General features: G+C 61.6%; 26 protein-coding genes, 1 tRNA gene and 1 pseudogene. 9 read left to right on the top strand and 19 right to left on the bottom strand.

The window, feature by feature from the left end; all coding sequences use genetic code 11:
• Positions 1 to 168: 168 nt before the first annotated feature.
• A complete protein-coding gene (locus NKJ84_RS01400) occupies positions 169 to 333 on the top strand; it encodes a DUF1328 domain-containing protein (RefSeq protein ID WP_023678541.1) in 165 nt (54 codons plus the stop codon).
• Here NKJ84_RS01400 and NKJ84_RS01395 read toward each other — a convergent pair.
• A complete protein-coding gene (locus NKJ84_RS01395) occupies positions 320 to 619 on the bottom strand; it encodes a hypothetical protein (protein WP_352505160.1) in 300 nt (99 codons plus the stop codon). The genes NKJ84_RS01400 and NKJ84_RS01395 overlap by 14 nt on opposite strands.
• On the opposite strand from NKJ84_RS01395, the gene NKJ84_RS01390 reads away from it, so the two are divergent.
• The 4 genes and pseudogenes from NKJ84_RS01390 to NKJ84_RS01375 all read left to right on the top strand — a co-directional run bounded on the left by NKJ84_RS01390 (position 524) and on the right by NKJ84_RS01375 (position 2,440).
• On the top strand, positions 524 to 1,549 hold the full coding sequence (locus NKJ84_RS01390; protein ID WP_352505028.1) for a sensor histidine kinase: 1,026 nt from the start codon (positions 524 to 526) through the stop codon (positions 1,547 to 1,549). The two genes, NKJ84_RS01395 and NKJ84_RS01390, sit on opposite strands and share 96 nt — an antisense overlap.
• 130 nt (positions 1,550 to 1,679) lie before the next feature.
• On the top strand, positions 1,680 to 1,850 hold the full coding sequence (locus NKJ84_RS01385; RefSeq protein WP_352476202.1) for a hypothetical protein: 171 nt from the start codon (positions 1,680 to 1,682) through the stop codon (positions 1,848 to 1,850).
• Positions 1,851 to 1,905: 55 nt separating this feature from the next.
• Positions 1,906 to 2,112, top strand: a pseudogene (locus NKJ84_RS01380) (hypothetical protein); the annotation flags it as partial.
• 82 nt (positions 2,113 to 2,194) lie between these two features.
• Positions 2,195 to 2,440, top strand: a complete 246-nt coding sequence (locus tag NKJ84_RS01375) for a YMGG-like glycine zipper-containing protein (protein WP_006328050.1) — start codon at positions 2,195 to 2,197, stop codon at positions 2,438 to 2,440.
• A gap of 97 nt (positions 2,441 to 2,537) precedes the next feature.
• Here NKJ84_RS01375 and NKJ84_RS01370 read toward each other — a convergent pair whose 3' ends face one another.
• The 4 genes from NKJ84_RS01370 to xylF form a co-directional block, all read right to left on the bottom strand.
• Positions 2,538 to 4,160 (bottom strand): CHASE domain-containing protein, encoded by a 1,623-nt coding sequence (locus tag NKJ84_RS01370; RefSeq protein WP_352505026.1) that lies wholly within the window; start codon positions 4,158 to 4,160, stop codon positions 2,538 to 2,540.
• Positions 4,161 to 4,290: 130 nt separating this feature from the next.
• Entirely contained in the window at positions 4,291 to 5,091 is an 801-nt protein-coding gene (locus tag NKJ84_RS01365) for an ATP-binding cassette domain-containing protein (protein WP_254816576.1), read from the bottom strand.
• A 15-nt stretch (positions 5,092 to 5,106) separates the two neighbouring features.
• Positions 5,107 to 6,471 (bottom strand): sugar ABC transporter permease, encoded by a 1,365-nt coding sequence (locus NKJ84_RS01360; protein WP_352505025.1) that lies wholly within the window; start codon positions 6,469 to 6,471, stop codon positions 5,107 to 5,109.
• A gap of 142 nt (positions 6,472 to 6,613) precedes the next feature.
• The gene (gene xylF, locus NKJ84_RS01355) at positions 6,614 to 7,654 is read right to left on the bottom strand and encodes a D-xylose ABC transporter substrate-binding protein (protein ID WP_352505024.1); all 1,041 of its coding nucleotides are present in this window, start codon (positions 7,652 to 7,654) and stop codon (positions 6,614 to 6,616) included.
• Positions 7,655 to 7,938: 284 nt separating this feature from the next.
• Here xylF and NKJ84_RS01350 point away from each other — a divergent pair, with 284 nt between their 5' ends.
• A complete protein-coding gene (locus NKJ84_RS01350; RefSeq protein ID WP_352505023.1) occupies positions 7,939 to 9,183 on the top strand; it encodes an ROK family protein in 1,245 nt (414 codons plus the stop codon).
• A gap of 9 nt (positions 9,184 to 9,192) precedes the next feature.
• On the opposite strand, the gene phoB is transcribed toward NKJ84_RS01350, so the two are convergent.
• From phoB to pstS, 6 genes are read right to left on the bottom strand one after another with little or no spacing between them, the layout of a single operon-like run.
• Positions 9,193 to 9,882, bottom strand: coding sequence for a phosphate regulon transcriptional regulator PhoB (phoB, locus tag NKJ84_RS01345; RefSeq protein WP_031212149.1), 690 nt, complete (start codon positions 9,880 to 9,882; stop codon positions 9,193 to 9,195).
• Positions 9,883 to 9,898: 16 nt separating this feature from the next.
• A complete protein-coding gene (gene phoU, locus NKJ84_RS01340; protein ID WP_023678534.1) occupies positions 9,899 to 10,606 on the bottom strand; it encodes a phosphate signaling complex protein PhoU in 708 nt (235 codons plus the stop codon).
• A gap of 32 nt (positions 10,607 to 10,638) precedes the next feature.
• Complete coding sequence (gene pstB, locus NKJ84_RS01335; protein WP_254816571.1) at positions 10,639 to 11,442, bottom strand: phosphate ABC transporter ATP-binding protein PstB; 804 nt, start codon at positions 11,440 to 11,442, stop codon at positions 10,639 to 10,641.
• Positions 11,439 to 12,290: a phosphate ABC transporter permease PstA gene (gene pstA, locus NKJ84_RS01330; protein WP_023720929.1), complete on the bottom strand. Its 852-nt coding sequence runs from the start codon at positions 12,288 to 12,290 to the stop codon at positions 11,439 to 11,441. The genes pstB and pstA overlap by 4 nt, the downstream gene beginning before the upstream one ends.
• Before the next feature lie 3 nt (positions 12,291 to 12,293).
• A complete protein-coding gene (gene pstC / locus NKJ84_RS01325; protein WP_254816570.1) occupies positions 12,294 to 13,283 on the bottom strand; it encodes a phosphate ABC transporter permease subunit PstC in 990 nt (329 codons plus the stop codon).
• Between the two features lie 59 nt (positions 13,284 to 13,342).
• Entirely contained in the window at positions 13,343 to 14,401 is a 1,059-nt protein-coding gene (gene pstS, locus NKJ84_RS01320) for a phosphate ABC transporter substrate-binding protein PstS (protein WP_352505022.1), read from the bottom strand.
• A 653-nt stretch (positions 14,402 to 15,054) separates the two neighbouring features.
• Between pstS and NKJ84_RS01315 the strand changes: the two genes are divergently transcribed.
• Entirely contained in the window at positions 15,055 to 15,408 is a 354-nt protein-coding gene (locus NKJ84_RS01315) for a hypothetical protein (protein ID WP_254816568.1), read from the top strand.
• A gap of 84 nt (positions 15,409 to 15,492) precedes the next feature.
• Here the strand turns inward: NKJ84_RS01315 and NKJ84_RS01310 are convergent, their stop codons facing one another.
• The gene (locus NKJ84_RS01310) at positions 15,493 to 16,464 is read right to left on the bottom strand and encodes a DUF2865 domain-containing protein (protein WP_352505021.1); all 972 of its coding nucleotides are present in this window, start codon (positions 16,462 to 16,464) and stop codon (positions 15,493 to 15,495) included.
• 326 nt (positions 16,465 to 16,790) lie between these two features.
• Between NKJ84_RS01310 and NKJ84_RS01305 the strand changes: the two genes are divergently transcribed.
• Complete coding sequence (locus NKJ84_RS01305) at positions 16,791 to 17,006, top strand: hypothetical protein (protein ID WP_254816566.1); 216 nt, start codon at positions 16,791 to 16,793, stop codon at positions 17,004 to 17,006.
• Positions 17,007 to 17,040: 34 nt separating this feature from the next.
• On the opposite strand, the gene tolA is transcribed toward NKJ84_RS01305, so the two are convergent.
• From tolA to NKJ84_RS01285, 4 genes are all read right to left on the bottom strand, one after another.
• Positions 17,041 to 17,445, bottom strand: a complete 405-nt coding sequence (gene tolA, locus NKJ84_RS01300) for a cell envelope integrity protein TolA (RefSeq protein WP_254816565.1) — start codon at positions 17,443 to 17,445, stop codon at positions 17,041 to 17,043.
• Between the two features lie 359 nt (positions 17,446 to 17,804).
• A complete protein-coding gene (locus tag NKJ84_RS01295) occupies positions 17,805 to 18,668 on the bottom strand; it encodes a glutathione S-transferase family protein (protein WP_352505020.1) in 864 nt (287 codons plus the stop codon).
• 27 nt (positions 18,669 to 18,695) lie between these two features.
• Entirely contained in the window at positions 18,696 to 19,277 is a 582-nt protein-coding gene (locus NKJ84_RS01290) for a VOC family protein (RefSeq protein ID WP_352505019.1), read from the bottom strand.
• Between the two features lie 405 nt (positions 19,278 to 19,682).
• Positions 19,683 to 20,123: an SRPBCC family protein gene (locus NKJ84_RS01285; RefSeq protein ID WP_254816562.1), complete on the bottom strand. Its 441-nt coding sequence runs from the start codon at positions 20,121 to 20,123 to the stop codon at positions 19,683 to 19,685.
• 109 nt (positions 20,124 to 20,232) lie between these two features.
• Here NKJ84_RS01285 and NKJ84_RS01280 point away from each other — a divergent pair, with 109 nt between their 5' ends.
• Positions 20,233 to 21,300 carry an adenylate/guanylate cyclase domain-containing protein gene (locus tag NKJ84_RS01280; RefSeq protein ID WP_352505018.1) on the top strand — a complete coding sequence of 356 codons (1,068 nt, stop codon included), beginning with the start codon at positions 20,233 to 20,235 and terminating at the stop codon, positions 21,298 to 21,300.
• A gap of 512 nt (positions 21,301 to 21,812) precedes the next feature.
• On the opposite strand, the gene NKJ84_RS01275 is transcribed toward NKJ84_RS01280, so the two are convergent.
• The 3 genes from NKJ84_RS01275 to NKJ84_RS01265 all read right to left on the bottom strand — a co-directional run bounded on the left by NKJ84_RS01275 (position 21,813) and on the right by NKJ84_RS01265 (position 22,765).
• Positions 21,813 to 21,887 (bottom strand) — tRNA-Glu (locus NKJ84_RS01275).
• Between the two features lie 90 nt (positions 21,888 to 21,977).
• The gene (locus tag NKJ84_RS01270; RefSeq protein ID WP_352505017.1) at positions 21,978 to 22,385 is read right to left on the bottom strand and encodes a VOC family protein; all 408 of its coding nucleotides are present in this window, start codon (positions 22,383 to 22,385) and stop codon (positions 21,978 to 21,980) included.
• Positions 22,382 to 22,765, bottom strand: coding sequence for a fimbrial protein (locus tag NKJ84_RS01265; RefSeq protein ID WP_352505016.1), 384 nt, complete (start codon positions 22,763 to 22,765; stop codon positions 22,382 to 22,384). The genes NKJ84_RS01270 and NKJ84_RS01265 overlap by 4 nt, the downstream gene beginning before the upstream one ends.
• Positions 22,766 to 22,780: the final 15 nt, after the last annotated feature.

The raw sequence follows: 22,780 nt of genomic DNA, 5'->3' as shown, positions 1-22,780 counted from the left end.
CGCCGGCTTAACATACGCAGCCAACTGCTGCCGAACCTGACGAGGACCTTTTCGCACACATCGCAGCAATTCGGGCCGTAACGATTTTCAGCATCGTCTTTTTCGGGAAATGGTGGAACAAACGGAGGCGAATCACGTTTTCACCGCAGCATTGGAAGGAGATGGATCATGCTTTACTGGGCGCTCGTATTTCTAGTCGTGGCGATCATCGCCGGTGCGCTTGGTTTCGGCGGCATCGCTGGCACTTCGGCCGGCATAGCGCAGATATTGTTCTTCATCTTTCTCGCCTTCCTGATCATATCGCTAATTGCCGGCCTGATCAGACGGGCGTGAATGCCAGCGGCCATTCAAGCGAACACTGGAAGCCGCACCCCTCAAACGGTTTCCAGCCACCGCCGGGCAGTGTCCTCCAACGGGATGCCGCTCGGCGGACCGCTTTTAGGGCTTGATCCGCAGCTCCTCCTTTTGGAACCCATTTTTCCGTGAGCCGTTCAGCCTGACGTGGGTTGAGCAAAATTGACCGATGCGTTCCAGAGTCGGAAAAATGAAAGACCGCGGCCGGAGTGATGAGATCATCGCTTTGCATCCCGGAATGCAGCTTGGCCGGGTCCTTCTCCATGCACTGCACAATACCGGGATTTCCGTTCTATACCAGGATCGCGAGATGAAAACTGTGTGGGCGCGCAACATGCGCGCACCATGGAATTCCGATGCCTCCGACAACAACGGCATCTTGCCACCGGCGCAGGCAGAGCGTATCGGCGCCGCCAAGCACGACGTCATCGTCTCCGGCAATCCTCAACATCTCGAACTCAGCGTGCCGGCCGATGATGGCGCCCGCTGGTTTCAGGTGTGGATCGACGCCGACCGCAGCGACACCGGCGCGGTGCAGGGCGTCGTGACCACCATGGTCGAAACAACCGAGCAGAAACGCCGGGAGCAGACGCTGAAGGCGCTGCTGCGTGAAGTCAGTCATCGCTCCAAGAACCTTTTGGCCATCATCCAGAGCATCGCCACCCAGACAGGCCGTTATTCCGGCAGCATTGATGATTTCCTGACGCGTTTCCGTGGCCGATTGCAGTCGCTGGCCTCCTCGCAGGACCTAGTCACGTCATCCAACTGGCGGGGCGCAGCGCTGCGCGAGCTGGTTTCCGGTCAGGTCGGCAGGTACGGCGCGGACCCTTTACACAGCCTGCGTTTCCGCGGCGCAAATCCATATCTCAACCCCAATGCCGCCTTGCACATCGGCTTGGCCATGCATGAGCTCGCCGTCAATTCGGTCAGCTATGGCGCGCTGTCGCGCAGCGACGGTTTCGTCGAGGTGACGGCCGATCTGACGGCAGCTTCCGCTGGCGAGCCTGCGCTGTCGCTGACATGGGCAGAAGCGATCGGAGCCAACGACAATCAGCGCAGCGAGAAGCGTTTTGGCAGCGTCGCGCTTGAACGCGTCGTACCCACATCGTTGAATGGAACGGCGACACTTGAGATCACCGGGAACCGCCTCGAATACCGCCTTCTTGTTCCTCACGGCAATTTCGAGACGGATTGAACGAACGGCGGCCGCCGCGAGAAGGGTTCTGCGCATCGCCAACTTTAACCGACTGTTCACCATAAAGTCCGATCCTGTCCGACGTGTCGATCCATCGATTGAGTTTGGCACAAAATGAAAGGAATGGGCCTTGACGGCTGCCGACTTGAACAGACTGGAACAGGCCGCTCGTGTCTCGATGGGCGGTTTTCAGGATCCCGAAGCGTCCGCAGCGCCCGCGCCTCGTGCTTCGCCCCTCCGCTTCGCCGCCGTCGCGCTTATGGCCGCGATCGTCCTGACCGCAGCGTCCCAGTTGATCTGATCGAGTTCGCCTCTGCTTGATCGCTTTGAAACCACTGCCCGAGTACTGGCCGTGCCCATTCGCGGTCACCGACCTGCAAGGCCAGGCCCAACATCTCGTCGCCAAATGCCTTGCCGTCGATCCGGCGCTCGAGGACGACTATGACAGGATCGTCTGGAACGTGCGTCCCGACGGCACGCTCGATGCGTCCTTGGAGATTTCCGGGTTCGTGGTAGCATCGAACGGCGCACGCCCCGAAAAAGACTATCTTAATCAACAATGAAATCGTGCGGGCAAAGGCCGTACTTTCATGCTAAATGGCGGCTGGAGCTTATTAAAGTGAGGACAAAAGTGAGGATGACTTCATGCGGAAGATGATTATTGCCATGGTTGCCGTGGTTGCGGTCAGCGGCTGCACCACCACGGAAGAGAACGTGGGTATCGGCACTGTGGGCGGCGCGCTCATTGGTGGCGCTGTCGGCGGCGGCAAGGGCGCTTTGATCGGCGCTGGCGCTGGTGCGATTGGCGGTCTGCTGGTTCGCCGTCTGCAAAATGGCTACTGCCAATACAGAGATCGTCACGGCCGGATTTACACAGCTCGCTGCAACTAGTTTCGAGCTCCAGGCGAATAGCAAACGCGGAGGCAGGCCACCTGTCTTCGCGTTTGCCCTTTGAAGCGCTGTTGCGACGCGGCCCGCGAGAGGCGTTTCAGGCCGGCAGCGGAACCCTGATTTCCACGTTCAAACCATCTTCGCGAAAATCGCGCCTGATTGTGCCACGCAATTCGCGTGTGATGTTGAGATCGATCAGTCTGGTGCCAAAACCGCTCTTTGCCGGTGTCGCGAGCTTCTTCTGACCGGCCTCGCGCCAGTTGAGGGCCAATGTCCGGGCGCCGCTACGGCCTTCGAGCGACCAGTCGACCTTCAGCGCACCGACTGAATTGCCGGCTTCGCCATGCTTCAGCGCGTTAGTCGCCAGTTCGTGAAAGACGAGGCCGAGTGCCTGCGTCGTCTTTTCATCGAGAAGAACCTGCGGTCCCGACAGCAGCCCTTCAGGAAGCTCACTGCCGAACACCTGGCCTAGCTCGATGCGCAGCAGGTCGCCGAGATCGGCTTTCTGCCAGCGTGAGCGCGTCAGCATGTCCTGGGAAGCCGCCATCGCCTGCAGCCGGGCCGAGAAAGAAGCCGAGAATTCCTGGACGTCGGTAGTGTGCGATGCTGTCTGGCGCGCGATTGCCAGCACCCGCGTGATCGAGTTCTTGATGCGATGCTTCATCTCCTGCAGCATCAGGTCTTTTTCCAGCAGGCTCTTTTCGGTCGTTTCGTGAAGCAGCGAGATCGCCTCATAGGCCCGCTCCTGATAGCGGGCCACCAGCGCGATGGCGCCCGCAAGCAGCAGTCCGAACAATCCGAGCATCACCGGGATGGCGCGCGAGGAAGGTTGCGAGAAAGCACTTGTCGGCCTGAACAGGACGACCCACGGCCGGCCGGCGACGGTGATCTTGCGGGTGACCAGCAGCCTGTCGCCGAGGCTCGAAACAGGCGGCGTTTCCGATTGGAACAGCAGGTTGTCGCTGTCAACTGTGCCGTCATAGATCTCGGTGTTGACCGGCAGCAATGGTGCCCGACTGAGCGCAGCCTGGAACAGGTCACGGGCGCGGAAGGCCGCATAAAGGAAGCCGGCAGTCGAGGATCTCGTCGCGTTCACGGCGTCCGGCGCGGTTTCGACATTGAGCCGGACGAAGACGAGGAACCCGGTAAAGGTCTGCGCGGCACCCGTATCCTTGCCGAGCTGCACGAGCCCGCTGGCGTGCTGCTGATCGTCGGCCATCGCCTTTTCGATCGCCTCGCGCCGCGCCGGCCCGGTGAACATGTCGTAGCCGATGCTGGATTGGTTGGACGGATCCAGCGGTTCGAACAGCACGATGGGCGTACGCCACGGTAAGTTCGTGTCGGGGTAGATCGGATGGCTTGCGCCGTGATCGTGCAGGATGTCGCGCTCGACCGCCGCCTCGTTGCCAGTTTTCGCCAGGCGGAGGAAACCGATGCCGCGCAGGCCGGCGAAATTATTGTCGATGTCGAGCGCGTTGAAGAAAGCCTTGAACTCGCCTTGCGAGATACCGCCATTGCGAGCGTCGAACAGCGCTCGCGTTGAGCGCAGCAGCGACAGGTCCAGGTCGATGCGGCTTTCGATCCGGTTAAGCGCGTCGTCCGCCGTCGCCTCGAATTTTATGCGGGCCGCCTCCTGGGTGGCAAAATAGGCAAAGCCCGCCATCGTCAGGCTGATCAGCGCGACGGCGATAAAAGCGACGGTCGGAAACAGCTTCTTCAATTGCTGATACGTCCCGTGGACGGTTCGGCATCTTTTATGGGCAAGTCCCGACGCCAACACAATGCCCAGGCCAAAGCATGGTGACGGCTGGCACATTTTGGCGGCTTGTGATTAGCCGGCTAATTCTCGTTCATGCGGCGATCTTCAGCGCGCCCGGCCCCGGAATGGCGCCGGGTGGGCACTTGCCGAGGATGATCATGCCGAGCACTTCGTCCTGGGTGACGTCGGTTGTGCGCGCCGTGCCGACAACCCGACCGTTCTTCATGACGCAGACACGGTCGGCAAGCTCGAACACGTCGTGAATATCATGGCTGATCAGGAAGATGCCGATGCCGTCGGCCTTGAGCTGCTTGACCAGTTCGCCGACCTGCGCCGTCTCTTGCGGCCCGAGTGCCGCCGTCGGCTCGTCCATGATCAGAATGCGAGCATTGAACAGGATGGCGCGGGCGATCGCCACCGACTGCCGCTGCCCGCCCGAAAGCTTTACCACCGGCTCCTTGAAGCGTTGGAAACGCGGATTGAGCCTGCCCATCACCTTGCGCGCCTCGGCCTCCATGGCGACGTCGTCGAGCGTACCCCAGCCGGTCATCAGCTCGCGGCCGAGAAAAAGGTTGGCGGCCGCATCGACATTGTCGGCCAGCGCCAGCGTCTGATAGATCGTCTCGATGCCGTACTTCTTGGCGTCGCGAGGGTTGGAGATCGAAGCCTCCTCGCCGTTGACGAAAATCTGGCCCGCATCGCGCTTGTAGGCGCCGGACAGGATTTTTATCAACGTCGATTTGCCGGCACCGTTGTGGCCGAGCAAAGCCATCACCTCGCCCGGGAAAAGATCGACCGAGGCATCGTCGACGGCGCGAATGCCGCCGAAGGCGATCGAGATGTTGCGCATGTCGATCAGCGGCGTGCCCGTGGGAGCGGTCTTGTCGGCCATGATCGTTCCTCCTCCCTAAACGCGTTTGCGATAGACGGTATCGAGCCAGACCGCGAGCACCAGCACGGCACCGACGACGATGCTCTGCAGCGGTGAATCGATGCCGAGCAGCACCATGCCGGATTGCAGCGACTGCATCAAAAGGGCGCCGAGCATGGCGCCGAGCACCGTGCCGGAGCCGCCTGCAAGTGACGTGCCGCCGATGACCGCGGCGGCGATGACCAGCAGTTCGTCTAGCGTGCCCAGCGCATTGGTCGACGAGTTCTGCCTGGCTGACGAGATCGCCGCGGCGATCGTTGCCAGCACGCCCATGATCATGAACACCTTCATGGTCACCCAACGCGTGTTGATACCGGCAAGGTTGGCGGCTTCCGGATTGCCGCCGATGGCGAAGACATAGCGGCCGAAACGGGTACGCTTGGTGATGAAGGTCATGATCAGCCCGACGGCCACAGCCATCAGCACGGGTATGGCGATGCCATGGGCGATGAACAGCCCGCCTTCGGGAACTGTTATATTGTTGGCCGCCGCGTATCTGTTCACGATGCCGACCGGCCAAGGATAGGAATTGGCGAGCCATATGGCGCCCATGATGACAGCGCAGGTGAGGACACCGAGGAACGTCTCGGCCCAGATCGGGCGCAACGGAAAGCGGAACCGCTTGCGCTGCACCCGTCCGTTGAGCAGCATGAACACAACCGCCAGGCACGCGATAATTCCGACGATCCAGCTCCATCGCGCGCCGATCGAACCCGCCGGCCCACCGCCCATCAGCTGGAAAGTGGCATCAAGCGGCGCAATCGTCTGACCGCTGGCGACCCACCATGCGGCACCCCGCCAGACCAGAAGGCCGCCCAGCGTCACGATGAAGGCCGGCACCTCGAGGTAAGCGATGATGTATCCCTGGAACGCTCCGATCAGAAGGCCGAGCGCCAGGCCAATGGCCAGCGCCAGGATCCAGATCCAGGGGTTGCCGAGTTGTAGACCGATCATTCGCACCAGGAAATGCACCTGCGCAAAGCCCATGACCACGCCGATCAGGCCTTCGGCGGAACCGACCGACAGGTCGATATTGCGCATGACGATAACCAGCACCATTCCGGCGGCCATTATGGCCACGGCGGAAGTCTGCACCGAGAGGTTCCAGAGATTGCGTGGCGTCAGGAAAGTCCGGCTGTCGAAGTCGAACGGATTGACGCCGAGCCGTACGCTGGAAACGACATGCAGGCCGACCCAGATGACCAACAGCGCGCCGACCATGCCGAGCATGCGGGTGTCGATCTCGGTTGCCTTGAGAAACCGGGCAACGATGCCGAGCTCGGATTCCCGCGCCCGGTCTGCCGTGCTGTCGACCGGCGTGTTGGAAGTCGTGTCGGTCATCATGTTTCTCCCGCCGGGTTGCCGTCTGCCGCGGATGCCGGAAGCAGCCTAGAAGTTATCCGCCGGAAGCGGAAAAACAATTCTTTTTGAAAAAACGCCGCGGCGAGCGGCCGCGGCGTTCGGACTTCTCGGAAACGTCGGCTCAGTTGCAGACCGCAACAGTGCCAGCCGCCACGCCGGCGCAGACCTCTTCTTTCTTGATCCAGCCGGCGTCGATGACGACGTTGAGGTTATCCTTGGTGATGGCGACCGGAGTCAGGAACAGCGACTTGACCGTGTTGCCGCCGGGCGTGGTGAAATCCTTCACGCCGGCAATGTCGGTCATCTGCTTGCCGTCGGCAAGCTGCGAGGCGATCTCGGCGGCGTTCTTGCCGAGCTCGCGCGCGTCCTTCCACACCGACACGGTCTGTGTGCCAAGCGCGATGCGGTTCAGTGCGGCGTGGTCGCCGTCCTGGCCCGAGACCGGAACCGATCCGGCCAGCCCTTGCGCCGTCAGCGCGGCGACGACGCCACCGGCGGTGCCGTCATTGGCCGCGACCACGGCATCGACCTTGTTGTCGTTGGCGGTCAGGAACTGTTCCATGTTCTTCTGAGCGTTGGCCGGCAGCCAGCCGTCCGTATAGGCCTCGCCGACATTCTTGATCTTGCCGCTGTCGATGGCCTCCTTCAGCACCTCCATCGAACCGGCAAACAGGAAATCGGCATTCGGATCGGAACCCGAACCCTTGATGAAGACGTAGTTGCCTTCCGGCTTCACCTTGAAGACTTCGCGGGCCTGCATGCGGCCGACTTCCTTGTTGTCGAAGGTCAGATAGAACACGTCCTTGTTCTCGATCAGCCGGTCATAGCCGACGACCGGGATGCCTTCGTCCAGTGCCTTCTGCACGGCCGGCCCGATGGCCGAGGCATCCTGTGCCAGGATGATCAGCGCATTGGCACCCTGCGAGATCAGGCTCTCGACGTCGGTGAGCTGCTTGCCGGGGTTGGACTGTGCGTCGGCGGAAATATACTTGTCGCCGGCGGCCTCGATGGCCGCCTTCATTGCGGCCTCGTCGGTCTTCCAGCGCTCTTCCTGGAAGTTCGACCAGGAAACGCCGATGACCTTGTCTTTCGCCTGCGCCACCGACGCCAGCGCCAGCGTCATGGCGACACCCGCCAGAATGGCGGTCGTGAATTTCTTCATCATATCCTCCCTGCGCCGCGTACGGCGTGACCAATTGCTCAACGACCAGCTTAGAAGCTCTAATTTTTTCGAGCCTCGAAAAAATACTGGCCCGATCTCCGGCTGCTGTCAACATCGATTGTGATGGATTTTGATGACTGTGCGAGTTTTTTCGAGCGTCGGAATAAACGATGACAGCGCCACCTGCATCTGACACTATTTGCCGCATCCGACACTATTTGTCGGACATTACCGACGGCTTCCGGTTCATGAGCGGCCGCGGCAACCGGGAGGAAAGCAAAACGATGTCGGTCGGAATCCGCCACGACGATTTGCGCCGGCGCAACCGGGCGATGGTGATCTCGGCGGTGCGCCGGGCCGGCCAGCCGTCGCGTACGGAGATCGCAGCCACCACCGGCCTCAGTCATTCAACCATATCGGCGATCTCCTCCGACCTGATACGGGAAGGCATCCTCGCCGAGAGCAAGGCAAGTGAGGCCGTTTCGTTGAAACGCGGTCGTCCGCAGGTCGGCCTCGCCCTCAACCCGGAAGCGGCGGCGGTGCTGACCGTGGTGTTGTCACTGAATTTCCTGTCGGCCGCCATTATCGACTATGCGGGACAGGTGGTCGCCGAGGAACAGCGCCGGCTGGACACGCTGACCATGCCGCGCGACGAGCTGATCCGCGAATGCATGGCCATCGTCCGGCGCCGGCTCGAGGACCCAGACCTTGACGCCCGCAGTGTCGCCCGCATCGCCCTGGCGATTCAGGGCATTACCGACTCCCCTGCACGCGCCATGCTGTGGTCGCCGATCACGCCGCAGACCGACATCGCCTTTGCCGACATGCTGGAAGACGAATTCGGTATCCCGGCCACGGTGGAGAACGACTGCAATATGATGGCGGTGGCTTTGCGCTGGCGCGATCCGGATCGCTATCGCGACGACTTCATCGCCATCCTGCTTTCGCATGGCATCGGTATGGGGCTTGTGCTGAAGGGCGAACTGTTCACCGGGACGCATTCCTCGGGCGGCGAATTTGGCCACATGATCCATCGTCCGGGCGGAGCGCTCTGCCGTTGCGGGCGGCGCGGCTGCATCGAAGCCTATGCCGGCAACTATGCCATCTGGCGCAACGCCAGGCAGATGAGCGAAGACAGCGAACCTATCGCCGACGTCAGCGACGCCGACATGCGCGCGCTGGCCGCCCGCGCGCGCGAGAAGGATGGGCCGGAACGCGAGGCCTACCGCAAGGCCGGCGAAGCGCTGGGTTTCGGTCTCGGCTCGCTGTTCGCGCTGATCGATCCGGCACCGGTCGCGATGGTCGGCGCCAGTGCCGCCGCCTTCGATCTGATCGAGCCGGCCTTGCGCAAGGCCATCGCCCAGACCGCCGGCGGCCAGCACTCGGGCTCGATCTCCTTCGATACCGAGCCGAACGAATTGCCGCTGATCCGCGAAGGCTGCGCGATGCGGGCGTTAAGCTTCGTCGACCAGGAGATTTTCGCGCCGGGCGCGCAAATGAGGCCCGGCGTCAGAAAGAACGTCGCCTGACCAGGCGGGTCAATCTTCCCTGATCGCATAGCCGGCACCGCGGATGGTGCGGATGACATCCGGCATGCGGCCGTTATTGACGGCTTTACGCAGCCGCCCGACATGGACGTCGACGGTGCGTTCGTCGATGTAGATCGTCTCGCCCCAGACATTATCGAGCAACTGGCTACGCGAGAAGACGCGGCCCGGATGCCGCATCATGAACTCGAGCAACCGGAATTCGGTCGGCCCGAGCCTGATTTCGCTCTTCTTGCGATAGACCCTGTGCGATTCGCGATCGAGCACGATGTCGCCGACCTTCAGCACGCTGGACAGCACTTCCGGCTTGGCGCGCCGCAGCAGCGCCTTGACCCTGGCCATGAATTCCGGCGTCGAAAACGGTTTGACGAGATAGTCGTCGGCGCCGGTCGAAAGACCGCGCACCCGATCGCTCTCCTCGCCGCGCGCGGTCAGCATGATGATCGGCAGCCGCTCGGTTTCGGGGCGCACGCGCAACCGGCGGCAGAGCTCGATGCCGGAAACCGCCGGTATCATCCAGTCGAGCACCAGAAGGTCGGGCACATTCTCCTGCAAACGGATCTCGGCTTCGTCGCCGCGTGTCACCACCTCGACCTGGTAGCCTTCGGATTCGAGATTGTAGCGGAGCAGCACGCCCAACGGCTCCTCGTCCTCCACCACCATTATGCGTGGTGCGATCATCGGCTGGGCACCCCCATCATGTCACCGGCGCGGACATTGTCGTTTCGTCCTGCTTCGGACGATTGACCGGCAATTGTTCGCCGGTCAGCACATAATACGCATTTTCGGCGATGTTGGTGACATGGTCGCCGATCCGCTCGAGATTCTTGGCGCAGAACAGCAGATGCGTGCAAGCAGTGATGTTGCGCGGATCTTCCATCATGTAGGTTAACAGCTCGCGGAACACGGACGTGTATTTGACGTCGATACGCTCGTCGGCGGCGCGCAGCTTGGCCAAGGCGGCCGCATCGCCTGCAGCATACTCCTCGATGACGCCCTGCACCTGGATGAGCACTAGCTGCGCCATCGCATCGATGGAATGCGATAGGTCGCGCGGCGTGGCGCTGAGGCCGACCGCGCTCACACGCTTGGCGATATTCTTGGCAAGGTCGCCGATGCGTTCGAGGTCGCCGGCCATGCGGATCGCTCCGACGACATGGCGCAGATCGTGAGCCATTGGCTGGCGCTTGGCGATCAGGGTGATGGCGCGATCGTCCAGTTCGCGTTGACGCGCATCCATGATGGCGTCGTCGGAGACGACGCGTTGCGCCAGCACGTTATCGGAATTCAACAGGGCCTTGGTCGCCCCGCCGACCATCGAACCGGCGAGGTCGGCCATGTCGCGGATCAGCTTGCTGATCTGCTCGAGATCCTCGTCGAAAGAAGCGACTGTGTGTTCGCCCATGGTCCTGTCCTCATATGCATGATCGGAACGGCTCAGCCGAAGCGGCCAGTGATGTAGTCCTGCGTGCGCTTCTCGCGGGGCGACGTGAATATCTTCTCGGTCCGGTCGAACTCGACCAGTTCACCCAGATACATGAAGGCGGTCTGGCGCGACACGCGCGCCGCTTGCTGCATGTTGTGGGTGACGATGACGATCGTGTAGTCGGCTTGCAGCTCGTCGATCAGTTCCTCGATCTTGGCCGTCGACAGCGGGTCGAGGGCCGAAGCCGGTTCGTCGAGCAGAATGACTTCCGGCTTCACTGCCACGGTGCGGGCAATGCAGAGCCGCTGCTGCTGGCCGCCGGACAGGCTCAAGCCGCTGGCGTTTAGCTTGTCCTTGACCTCGCTCCACAGCGCGGCCCGCTTCAACGCTTGCTCGACGCGGCCGTCCATCTCGGACTTGCCGAGATTCTCGTAGAGCCTGACGCCGAAGGCTATGTTCTCGTAGATCGACATCGGGAACGGCGTCGGCTTCTGGAATACCATGCCGATCTTTGTCCTGAGGAGGTTGAGATCCTGCGACCGGTCGAGAATGTTCTTGCCGTCGAGCAGCACCTGGCCCTCGGCGGTCTGTTTCGGGTAGAGCTCGTAGATGCGGTTGAAGACGCGCAGCAGCGTCGATTTCCCGCAACCCGAAGGGCCGATGAAGGCCGTGACGCTGCGCTCGGGCAGCGACAGGCTGATGTCCTTCAGCGCCTTGCTCTGGCCGTAGTAGAAGTTGAGGTTCTTGACCTCGATCTTCGTCTTCTCGGTGACCGTTTCGGTCATCGTCATGTCCGGGGACAACATCTGTGTCATCTGTCCTCTCTGCGTCCGGTAAGGCTGCGGGCGAGGATGCTCAAGCCCAGAACCGTCAGGGTGATTATGAGTGCGCCGGTCCACGCCAGTTGCTGCCATTCCTCGTAAGGGCTGAGAGCGAACTGGAAGATGGTCACCGGCAGGCTGGCCATCGGCGCGTTGATATTGCTGCTCCAGAACTGGTTGTTGAGCGCGGTGAAGAGCAGCGGCGCCGTCTCGCCGGAAATGCGTGCTATCGCCAGCAATATGCCGGTGACGATGCCGGACAATGCGGCGCGGTAGGCGACCGAACGGATCACCACCCAGCGCGGCGCGCCGATCGCGGCACCGGCTTCACGCAACGCGTTCGGCACCAGGTTGAGCATGTCTTCAGTGGTGCGCACGACCACCGGAATGACCAGGATGGCAAGCGCCACGGCGCCGGCAATGGCCGAGAAATGTCCCATTGGCCGCACCATCAATTCATAGACGAACAAGCCGATGATGATCGACGGCGCCGACAACAGGATGTCGTTGATGAAGCGGACGACGGTGGTGATGCGCGAAAAGCGTCCATACTCGGCCATGTAGGTTCCCGCCAGCACGCCGATCGGCGTGCCGACGACAACGGCGATGATCGTCATCAGCAGGCTGCCCGCGATGGCATTGAGCAGGCCGCCGGCCTCGCCCGGTGGTGGCGTCATCTCGGTGAAGACCGCGAACGAAAGCCCGGCTGTGCCCTTATAGACCAACGCACCGAGGATGAGCGCCAGCCAGGCAAGCCCGATGCCGGCGGCGACGACGCAAAGCGCCATCATCACCGAATTCCTGGCTTTGCGGCGGCTGTGGAGCGATGAGGATGTCGACATCGGTCAGGCTCCCGTACGGGCGTCGATCCGCATCAGCATATAGCGGGCGGCGGCAAGGATCAGGAAGGTGATGACGAACAGGATCAGGCCGAGCGCGACCAGCGAGGAGGTGTAGAGGTCGCCGTCGGCCTCGGTAAATTCATTGGCGATGGTCGCCGAAATCGTCGTGCCCGGTGCGAACAGGGAGGCACTGATGCGATGCGCGTTGCCGATGACGAAAGTCACCGCCATGGTTTCGCCGAGTGCCCGGCCGAGGCCAAGCATGACGCCGCCCATGATGCCGATGCGGGTATAGGGAATGACCACGCGCCGGGTCACTTCCCAGGTCGTGCAACCGATGCCGTAGGCCGATTCCTTCAGCACCGCCGGCACCGTATCGAAGACATCCTTGGTGATCGAGGTGATGAAGGGCAACACCATTATGGCGAGGATCAGCGCCGAGGTCAGAAGGCCGATGCCGTAAGGAGGGCCGGCGAAAAGGCTGGATAGTCCCGGCACGCCGTGGAAGATGTTGATGATGAAGGGCTGTATCGTCGTCTGCAGGAATGGCGCGAACACGAACAGGCCCCAGATACCATAGATGATCGAGGGAATGCCGGCCAATAGCTCGACCGCTATGCCGATCGGGCGCCTGAGCGGGCGCGGGCAGAGCTCGGTGAGAAAGATCGCAATGCCGATGCCGATCGGAACCGCGATCAGGATGGCGATGGCCGCCGTTACCAGGGTGCCGTAGATCGGCGCCAGTGCGCCAAATTTTTCCGTGACCGGATTCCAGCTCTCAGTCGTCAGGAAAGAAAAGCCGAAGGACGACAGCGCCTGCCATGAGCCGGCAAACAGCGAGATCGCGACACCGCCGAGGATGACCAGCACAAGGATTGCGGAAGCGCGGGTGAGTCCGCGAAATATGGCATCTGTGAGCGCGAAGCGCCGCACCGTAGCGTCCCTGGCCCGGGCTGCTGCAGATGATGGCATGGCATCGGAAGCGATGGTCATTGGGTCCTCGCGATTAAAGGCAACAGGGAGGGCGCCGTCGACGCCCTCCCTGGAGGAGATTACATAGCCGAGTAGAGCGGCTTGCCATCGTCGCCGACGACTTCCTTGGCCCACATGGCCTTGACGCTCTCAACCACCTTGTCGGGCATCGGAACGTAGTCCAGCTCGCCGGCCATCTCGTCGCCCTTGTCATACGCCCAGGCGAAGAATTTGAGCGCTTCGCCGGTGGTCGCGGCGTCGTCCGGCTTCTTATACAGGAGGATCCACGTCGCCGCCGTCATCGGCCAGGACTCGGCGCCCGGCTCATTGGCGAGGATCACCCCATAGCCCGGCTGCGAGCTCCAGTCGGCATTGGCCGCTGCCGCCGAGAACGCGGCTGCGGTGGGCTCGACCTTCTTGCCGTCCTTGTTGATCATGTCGGTGTGGGTGAGCTTGTTCTGCTTGGCGTAGGCGTATTCGACATAACCGATCGCGCCGCCGGTCTGGGAGACGTTGTTGGCAACGCCCTCATTGCCTTTGGCGCCGATGCCGACCGGCCATTCCACGGCCTTGTCGACGCCAACCTTTTCTTTCCAGTCCGCGCTGACGTCGCCGAGGTAATAGGTGAAGTTGAACGTCGTGCCCGAACCATCGGAACGGTGAACGACCGCGATCGCTTGCGAAGGCAGCTTGACGTCGGGATTGAGCTTCTTGATCGCCTCGTCATCCCAGCTCGTGATCTTGCCGAGGAAGATGTCGGCCAGCGTCGGGCCGTCGAGAACCAACTCGCCCGGCTTGATGCCTTCGAGATTGACGACCGGAACGATGCCGCCCATCACCATCGGGAACTGAGCCAGTCCGGACGCTTCAAGCTCGTCGCCCTTGAGCGGCGCATCCGAAGCGCCGAAGGTAACGGTCTTGGCCTTGATCTGCTTGATACCGCCGCCGGAACCGATCGACTGGTAGTTGAGGCCAACGCCGGTGTCTTTCTTGTAGGTGTCGGCCCACTTCGCATAGATCGGGTAGGGGAAGGTGGCGCCGGCGCCGGAGATGTCCGCGGCGAGCGCGGCGGACAGAGTGAGGGTGGTCGTCGCCGCCATTGCAATCGCAACGGCCGCCGAGCGGATGAAATGTCTCATGTGGCCTGCTCCTGTTCGGAATATGGTCTCTCGGCGCCATTCCTCCGGCGCCCGCTGAGGCCAATAGCCCCCGATTATTACAGTCGCATGACAGTTTCATGTCGCTCCGGTAACGTCGTCCAGCCGGGTTAAGAAGGAGCGGCCGCGGGCTTTGTCGGCATGGGCCGCGGTTTGCCGCTGGAATCAGCAGCTTGCGTGATTTCCGGCCGGCATCGTCGGCTCGGCGATCGCAGCCACCGGCTTTAAAAGAAAAAAACCGGACGGGAGCGCGTTGCATGCAGCCAGAACGTGTCATGGCCGCGCCATCGCCGAAACAGGTCCGTTGGGGTAAATCTGACCCTGTTTCTTGCCGGCGGTCGCTGCTCCCGCCCGTAACTGGAGGAGCGGAACTTCGAACATCCCATTGTCGCCACTGAGCGCGGCTTTGGTATGGTGCGATCGCACCATGGCCTTACGCTGGAAGCGTTGACGAATCGCAAGTTTCTAACTCGCGCTGGATCCCCATTCGCGCCCGACTCGGCGCTCGATCTTCGAGCAAGGCCTTCGACGGGAAGCGCGACGACTTCTACTTCACGGTATCTACTCCCTTCGCCCTATTCCGCCGGTTGTCGGTTAGGCCGAAGCGGCGTTATAAGCTTGCAGGGGTATTGCTGATGTCTCGACGGATTCTGCCTGTCTTCCTGTGCCTGGCGCTGCCTCTGGGAAGCGGCTGCGCTCGCAGCTATGACGGCACCGTGATCATTCCCAAGCCGCTCGATGTTCGCCGGTTCTGGGACCGGCCTTCGCCGCAGGCGCAAGCCGAACAGTCGCAACTGGAGACCGACGTCTTTCCAGTGGCGCCGCAAACGACGAAAAGGCCGGCGATGCGCAGGAATGCAGCTTCCGTTGCAGCGCCACGGAGGAGGGCCACCAACAACCCACCCGTGCTGTCGCCGGAGCCGACGAAGGCGCTAACTTGCAGGAACGTCAGCGAGCCCGGCAAACGTGCCCGCATGGTCTGCGAATAACCAGCCGACGTCGGTCGACGGCCCTACGCCTCGAAGCGGCTATCCGGTCAAAAGTTCGCCGTCTCGGAACATCGCCCGCCTAGGTCAGTTCGCCGGGAAAAAGGCCGGCCCGACCACTCTCACCGGCCGCGCGCCGATCGCCCTTTCGATCGACTGATGCTGGGCAGCGCCTTGCACCTCGGCAACCGGCGTTTTTGCCTCTGCAGGAACGGCACCGGCGGTTTCGATCCCGGATTCAGGAATTTCCGCGACGATGCCAAAATCCGGCTTTGCCGTCGGCAAAGGAATGATGGCGTTGGTCATGTTGGCCGGTGTCACGGTTCGTGCCCTGAGTTCGGCGACGCGCCGATAATAGCGCTTGACGTCGCAGGCCTTGAAGTTCGCGTCGTCGCGGTACCGGAACGCGGCAGGTAGCTCCACATAGGGTTTTCCCGACTGGAGCGCGACCATCTCTTCAGTCTCGCGAGTGGCGTCGCTCAGCGTGTAGAGGTCGACGCCGGCATCGTCGCAGATATAGCGGCACTGATCGACCGTTTCCTTCAGATCGTCGCTCTTGGCGAACTGCGATCTTGGCGCGGGGAAGAAATATCCGTCCGACAAGCGAACGCAAAACAGCATCCGATTGCCGCCCATTGTTGCGCCTGCGAATTGGGGTTTGGCTGCTGTGCGCTGCTGCGCCGGCTGTTTCTTGGCAGCGGGGGCGGCGCAGCCCAGCGCGACAAACCTGGCCTTCAATCCGGACGTGTCCCTGCCCGAATTCGACAGTCTGACGATCTGGCGTTGCACCTCCGCCTTGCCGGCGACCAGGTCGGCGCAGGGGTTGAAGAAGAAGCCGGCCGTTTTCGCCGTGCATCGGCGTTGTCTCTCCAGCTTTTGAAGCGCGGCGAGTTGCCGGCGCAGTCGGGCAAGCTCGGGGCTGGTCCCGCCGCTGCGCCCCGCCGAAAGCAATTGGCTCCTGATAGCACGGCAGCTATCCGCGTAGGAGAAGGATGTGCCGAGCGCAATGGCTATTGCCGACACCAGCATCAGAATCGTGAGGAGCCAGAAGCGTGTCATTGGAACGACCATTGTCCTTGTTGCACCGAGAACAGGATTTCTTTGTCGACTATGGATAAGTGCTGGCTAAATCATTTATACCTAATTGAAGTAGACCACAACACCATCGGAGACTTCAGTTCTAGTGTAGTAAATCCACTCGCGTGAATTCAATATTACATTTTTATTTCAAGATTGAGACGAACCGGCAGCAACGACGCCCGCCACGGCGAAATTTGAAGCGCGCGGCTGGTTCCGCACCGCGATCAATCCGGCGTTGCCGGCCGGCCGTTGCTGAAACCTTAGCCCCAGGTTCGGCGTTGAGCGGCCAAAGGAGGAGACCGAAGATGTCGATCCACTTCACTGTCGCGGGGCTGACCAGGAATCTGTTCCATTCACTTGGGCTGGACCATGAACGCGCACCAAGGCCACTCGATCACGAGCAGAGGCTTTTGCTGGAGTGCTATCTCGCCGGCCAGATTCCGGAATCGGCCTGGAGCGACTATGTCTTCGAGATGCCGGAACTGGCGCGACATGTCGAGGCCAGACGAAGCCGCCACTAGATCCCGAAAAGTGGAATCCGGTTTTTGGAAAAGATCAAGGCGAAGCCTTCACTCGCGGTGCAGCCTGTTCTTGTTTGGGCGAGTTGAATTGCAGAGTGAACACCTTGCCCGGGATGCCTTGAGCCAGCGCCGGTGAAAAGCTCAACGGCAGGCAATGGTCCACGGCCGCGACCGCCGCGTCGACAAAAGCTTGGCGCGCCTTCTCCTCGCCGGCGACGCGGATGGCGGTCGGCTTGGGCCGGCCGATCAGCGTGCCATCGCGCCTGAAGCTGAAGCTCAGGGTGACGGTGGAATTCCCGGCATTCGCCGGAGGGGTCCAGCACGCCTGGATGGCAGCCCCGACCTCGGGCATGGTGTTGAGCGTCGCTGCATTCGATTGACCGGTTGCGCCCACCAGCATGGCGCCTGCAATCACGATCATTCCAGCAATGCTTTTCATGGCAGGGCCTCTGTCCTTGAACCGCCCTCGAGGACGGGACGAACTTCGATGGTAGGGCCGACAGCGGCGATGACAAGATGGCGGCGACGCGTTTCATCAGCCATGCAGGCGTCGTGAAACGCCGTCTGGCGCAACTTCGGCAGGGGCTGAAATAAGCAAAAGGCCGGCGCGCAGCCGACCTTTGCTTCCCATCCGCGCCAGTACATCCGTGGTCGCGGGCTGGAAGTGGATTCAGTAGAAAGGGTTTAGGTTAACGAAACCTTAAGCTCCCCACATCGTGCAAACAGGGGAGATTAAAAAAATCCCCAATTCATTACCGGCTCCTGCAGACGTGCGGACGACCGCTATTGGCATGTGCCTCAGGCGTTGGCCTGCGATCTCACATAGGCGATATAGCCGCGCACGTCGCCGGCCGGCTCGGCATAGGCCTTGCCGAGCTTCTTCTCGATTGCCGCCATATAGTCTTTTGCCCATTGGGGCAACGCGTAGTCGATGACGGCGAGGAACTCGAGCGTCGCCGCCAGACGGATGTCGGCGATCGACGGGTCCTTGCCGCCAATGAACGGCTTGCCGTTCCTGAAGAAGGAGTGAAACACCTCCAGCGGCTCGGCTATCGCTTTTATAGCGGCCTTCTGGGCTTCCGACTTCTTGTCGGGATGAGCGTCGCTGTGGCCGACCTCGCCGGCATATTGCGGGAAATTCAGTGCAGGATAGGTGGCGCGCGCCACATAGGGGTAGAGCGTGCCGATCAGGTAGAACATGGCGCTGTCGATCATTGCCCGCTTGGCCGGCGCCTTGGGATATAGTTTCTCCAGGCCGTGCTTGTTGGCGAGGTACTGCATAATGGCGCAGCTTTCCCACAAGACACCTCTCGGCAGGCCCTTGTCCTCGATCATCGGCGTCAAATGGGCCGGGTTTCGCGCCATGTATTCGGGCGAGCGCGTGAGGCCCCATACGTCGGTCTCGGAATGGTCGAGCCCGGCGGCGCGTGCAAACACCCGAACGCTCATATTGTTGACGCTCGGCTTCAGCATGCTGAGCGTGAGCGCCGGCTTTTTCGCCGGTTTCGCCTTGGTCTTCGCGGCCTTTTTGGCGGAGACCTTCGTCGCCGGCTTTGCCACTTTCGCCGCTGACTTGGCGGCGGCTTCGGCCGCCGGCTTCGCTCCTGGCCTGGCTGCCTTGGCCGCGGGCTTCTTTGCACTCTTGGTTGCTGTCTTTGCCATTAAATCCTCCCTTTGTTCGGCGTGCCGTCAGTACGGATTTTTCGGTGCGCGATCCTCCGACAAGGTCGTGCGCGAACGCTCGACAAGCGCCTGGATCGCATCGGCAAGGTGCACCTCGGCGATGTTGTAGTCGCCACGCGCGACACGCAGCTTGTGCGCCTCCATCAGCACGTCGGCATGGCTGAAGCCGGCCGGCGGCTCGAAGCGGTAGGAGGCGAGCTCGATCAGCAGACCGAGCGGATCCTCGAAATAGATCGAGTCCATGAAGCCGCGATCCTTGACGCCGCTGTGCTTGATGCCGCGCTCGTCGAGCCGGGCGACCGCCTGCAGGAAGGTGACGCGCGACACCGCAAACGCGATGTGATGCACGCAGCCCGTATCGGTCGGCGTGCGCCGTTTCTCCGGCGTGCGGCTGTCATCGGTGAAGACGGTGATCAGCCGGCCATCGCCCGGATCGAAATAGAGATGGCTTTCGGTGGCTTTGTCGAGGTTGGGCTGCTCGAAGATGAAAGGCATGCCGAGCACGCCCTCCCAGAAATCGATCGAGGTCTGACGCCCGGCGCCGACCAGCGTGATGTGATGAACGCCTTGTGACTGCAGCTTCTGCATCTGACTCCTCCCGGCCACGCCGTCTTGCCGCCGAACGGAAGTTCGGATGCCCAGTCGCGCTTGGATCAGCGCCCGGCATGTGACCGCGCCCGGCCTCGCTCGCCTGCGCTCCGCATTCCGCATCCTGCAGGAGTGCGGCCGGAGCTTTGATGAACGGATGCTAGTTCAATCCGAGGCGTTGCGCCAGAAGCGCTGAGTTTCAAGAACTCCACGCAGGCGCAAGAGCGCGGACGCCTTCGCCGAGCTCGCCGAAACGATCCGTCGCCGGCAGCTGTAATGGTGCGGCAGCCCGCAGGTCGCTGGGTTCCCGAGCAGCCGGTTTGGCGACGGCCGGTCAAAGGGGCCTCGTTGACGCATGCCGCGCCTGGTTCGGATTACCGGCATCCGTGGCCCCTTAGACGAAAATCACATATTCTCCATCGGCACATCGGGATCGACATGTCCCCCATCGGCAGTGATCTTCAGCCTTGAGAGGTAGTGCTCCCATCCCCTTCGGTGGCTGTCACGCTCCTTTGCGTTCGGCAGTCCGCTATGCGTGAAGCGGATCAGTGTCCCCGCATCCCTCGCGATCAGGTCGATCTCGACATGGCTGGAGCCGGGCGGCACGGTCTCGTTGTCTTCCCAGCCAAAACTGTAGGCAAGACGGTGGACCGGGATCACCTCGGTGAACTCACCGCGCGCCATATGGCGACCACCGACATTGACGAGGAACAGACCGCCCGGCGATGCATCCAAATTCGCTTCGGTCCCGATCCATCGCACGATCTGGTCCGGATCCGTCAAAAGCGCGAACACGGTCGCTTGTGGCGCCGCGACCTCAATCTCTGTGTAAACCGATTCCGCCATCGCTCACTCCAGGTCACATCCGCATCGAATGCCGTGCAAGCGAATATGGGGAGTTGCAAGAAGATGTTCGAGGCGTAAGCATAAGCCGGTGCCGAGTGACCTTCTACCGATGCTTCTCGCAAACTCGCTTTCATTCCTTCTGGACGACGCCGCGCATATTGACGACGGTGGGCGACTTCTATTGCAGCTCTCAACGCATTTGATGGAAGACGGCCTGCCGATCGTCGCCGGCGCGCTGGCGCAGGATGCTCCCGACCCGATCATTTCACGCCGCATCTGGCTCTGGCGAGCGCCTGGGGGTGAAGTGGTCGAGGCTTTGGGGATAGGCGCCGACCGCCAGAATGCCGATCCCCGGCTCGTGCTGCGGGAGTGGCTTGGCACGACGCGGGCGATCGTGTTCGACGAGCGAGCGGGCGGTGTCGCACCGACTTTGGTGTGGGCGTTCGATCATACTCCGGATGATGCGCAGTCAGAGCTGCTGCGGCAAATCTCCCGGTTTGCCGCGGCTCCGATGACCGCACTCGCAGAACGGTCCGCGAAACGCGCATTGCTCGAAGCATATTTGGGAAAGCGCAGTGCAGCACATGTACTCAACGGTCATTCTCGTCGAGTAAAGGGAGAGACGATACGGGCTGCGCTTCTGTGCGCGGACCTTCGAGGTTTCACTGATCTATCCGAGGTTTATGATGCAGACGAGATCGTATTGGTAATTGATGCCTGGTTCGATTGCGTCGCCGGCGCGGTGCACGCATTTGGTGGTGAGGTTCTCAAGTTTATAGGTGATGGCGTCCTCGCGATTTTCCCGATTGGCGAGCGCGATGCAAATGCCGCATGTGACGCTGCGGTCCGAGCCGTGAAGGCTACGCGCGCCGGGATAGATCATCTCAACCAAACTCGGCGCCGCAATGGCGGCCCTGAGCTCGGATATGGCATTGGCCTGCATGTCGGCGAGATACTCTGGGGGAATATCGGCACTGCCGGCAGGTTGGACTTCACCGCGATCGGCAAGGCTGTAAATCTTGTCAGCCGCATCGAAGGGTTGTGCAAGCCGTTGGGACGGACGGTGCTCGCGTCGACAGTGTTCGAAGCAGAAACTACCGAGCCGATGATCGCCATGGGCAGTCATCCGCTCGGAGGAATAGCAGGCGCGCAAACACTTTTCGGCTTGCCGGAATAGATCGAATGGTTGAGCGCGCCGTGGATGTGTCGTTCGCAGCACATCTTGGTATCGTGCGAAACCATGAGAGAAGTTCGAACGGCAAAGAAACTACGATACTGCAACTGGAGTATGGCGCGTTTAGAGCCCAGCCATGCGCGTCGCGCGCAGCTTCGCTGGCCGGTGCTAAGGGCCGAGTATTCCCGGCATCCACCCTTCAAGGGAGAGGCGCCTTCGCCGAGCTCGCCAAAACGATCCGCCGCCGGCCGCTGTAGCTCAGGTCGGCTCCAGGCAGTGCCGACCAGCGTGATGGACGCCTGGCGATTGTAGTTTCTATATCTGGCTCCTCCCCGCGTGGCATCGACTGCCCTGTTCAGCGCGACGTTCTGCGCGCCGCTAATTCTGTGCCGCAAGACCCATGATGCAATACTAATGCAATCGGCTCCGCTGCGTCAGAAGCGGCAATGAGCCAAATCCGCCGCGACCTAAGGCGATGGATCGGATTGATGGTTTGCCGAGAGCTTGGAGAGACTTGGTACGCCCAAGGGGAATCGAACCCCTGTTCCCGCCGTGAGAGGGCGGTGTCCTGACCGCTAGACGATGGGCGCGTTCAAGAACCGGCGATATAGGCTGACGGCTGGGAAAAAGCAACTAGGCTCAGGGCCACTGCTCGCACAGACGAAAAATCCGCTGCAAGCCTATCGTTTTGGCTCGATCAGGTCCCAGAGATTTCCATAAAGGTCGGCGAAGACCGCGACCGTGCCATAAGCCTCATGGCGTGGCGCTTCGCGGAACTCGACGCCTTTTTCGAGCATCAGCGTATGGTCGCGGGCAAAATCGTCGGTTTCGAGGAACAAAAAGACCCGCCCGCCGGTCTGGTTACCGACGGCGTGCCTTTGCGCATCGCCGGATGCTTCGGCGAGAAGCAGCCGCGCGCCCTGCCCTTTGCCCGGCGTGATCGTGACCCAGCGTTTGCCGCCGCCGAGATCGATATCTTCGGTGAGCACAAAACCCAGCCGGTCGACATACCAGGAAATCGCCTCGTCATAATTTGCGACGACAAGCGCGACCGTGGCAATGCTGCGGTGTTCGGCAAAACCGGTCATTTGTTCCTGATCGAAAAACGGCCGACGATGCGGCGCTCGGTAATGTCATAGACGAAGATGGCGCGGCTGCCGTCGGGCAGCTCGGCGTCGATCGAAAGGTGATTGCCGGAGAGCGATTGGCTGACCACCCTGGCGCCGACCGGCAGCACGATGTCGCCGTTGACCGGCTCGCCTGCCGGCACCTGGAAGTCACTGGTCAACGGCGGGGCGGCAGGCGGCGCGTTGCGCGCTTTGTAGACAAGTGCTGCTATCACCACCATAAGGGCGAGGAACAGCAGGCCGAGATTGATGGCGACGAAGCGAACGAGCTTCGTCCGCACCTTTTCGACCTCGGGGTCGAGTGGCTTTTCCTCGTCTTCGTCGGCAAGCGGCCGGGCCATGGCAGCAGATTCCGG

The organism is Mesorhizobium sp. M0048 (assembly GCF_040323405.1).
Lineage (GTDB): Bacteria > Pseudomonadota > Alphaproteobacteria > Rhizobiales > Rhizobiaceae > Mesorhizobium.
The sequence above is the reverse complement of the archived record's forward strand: the minus strand, read 5'-3'. Positions and strand labels throughout refer to the sequence as shown.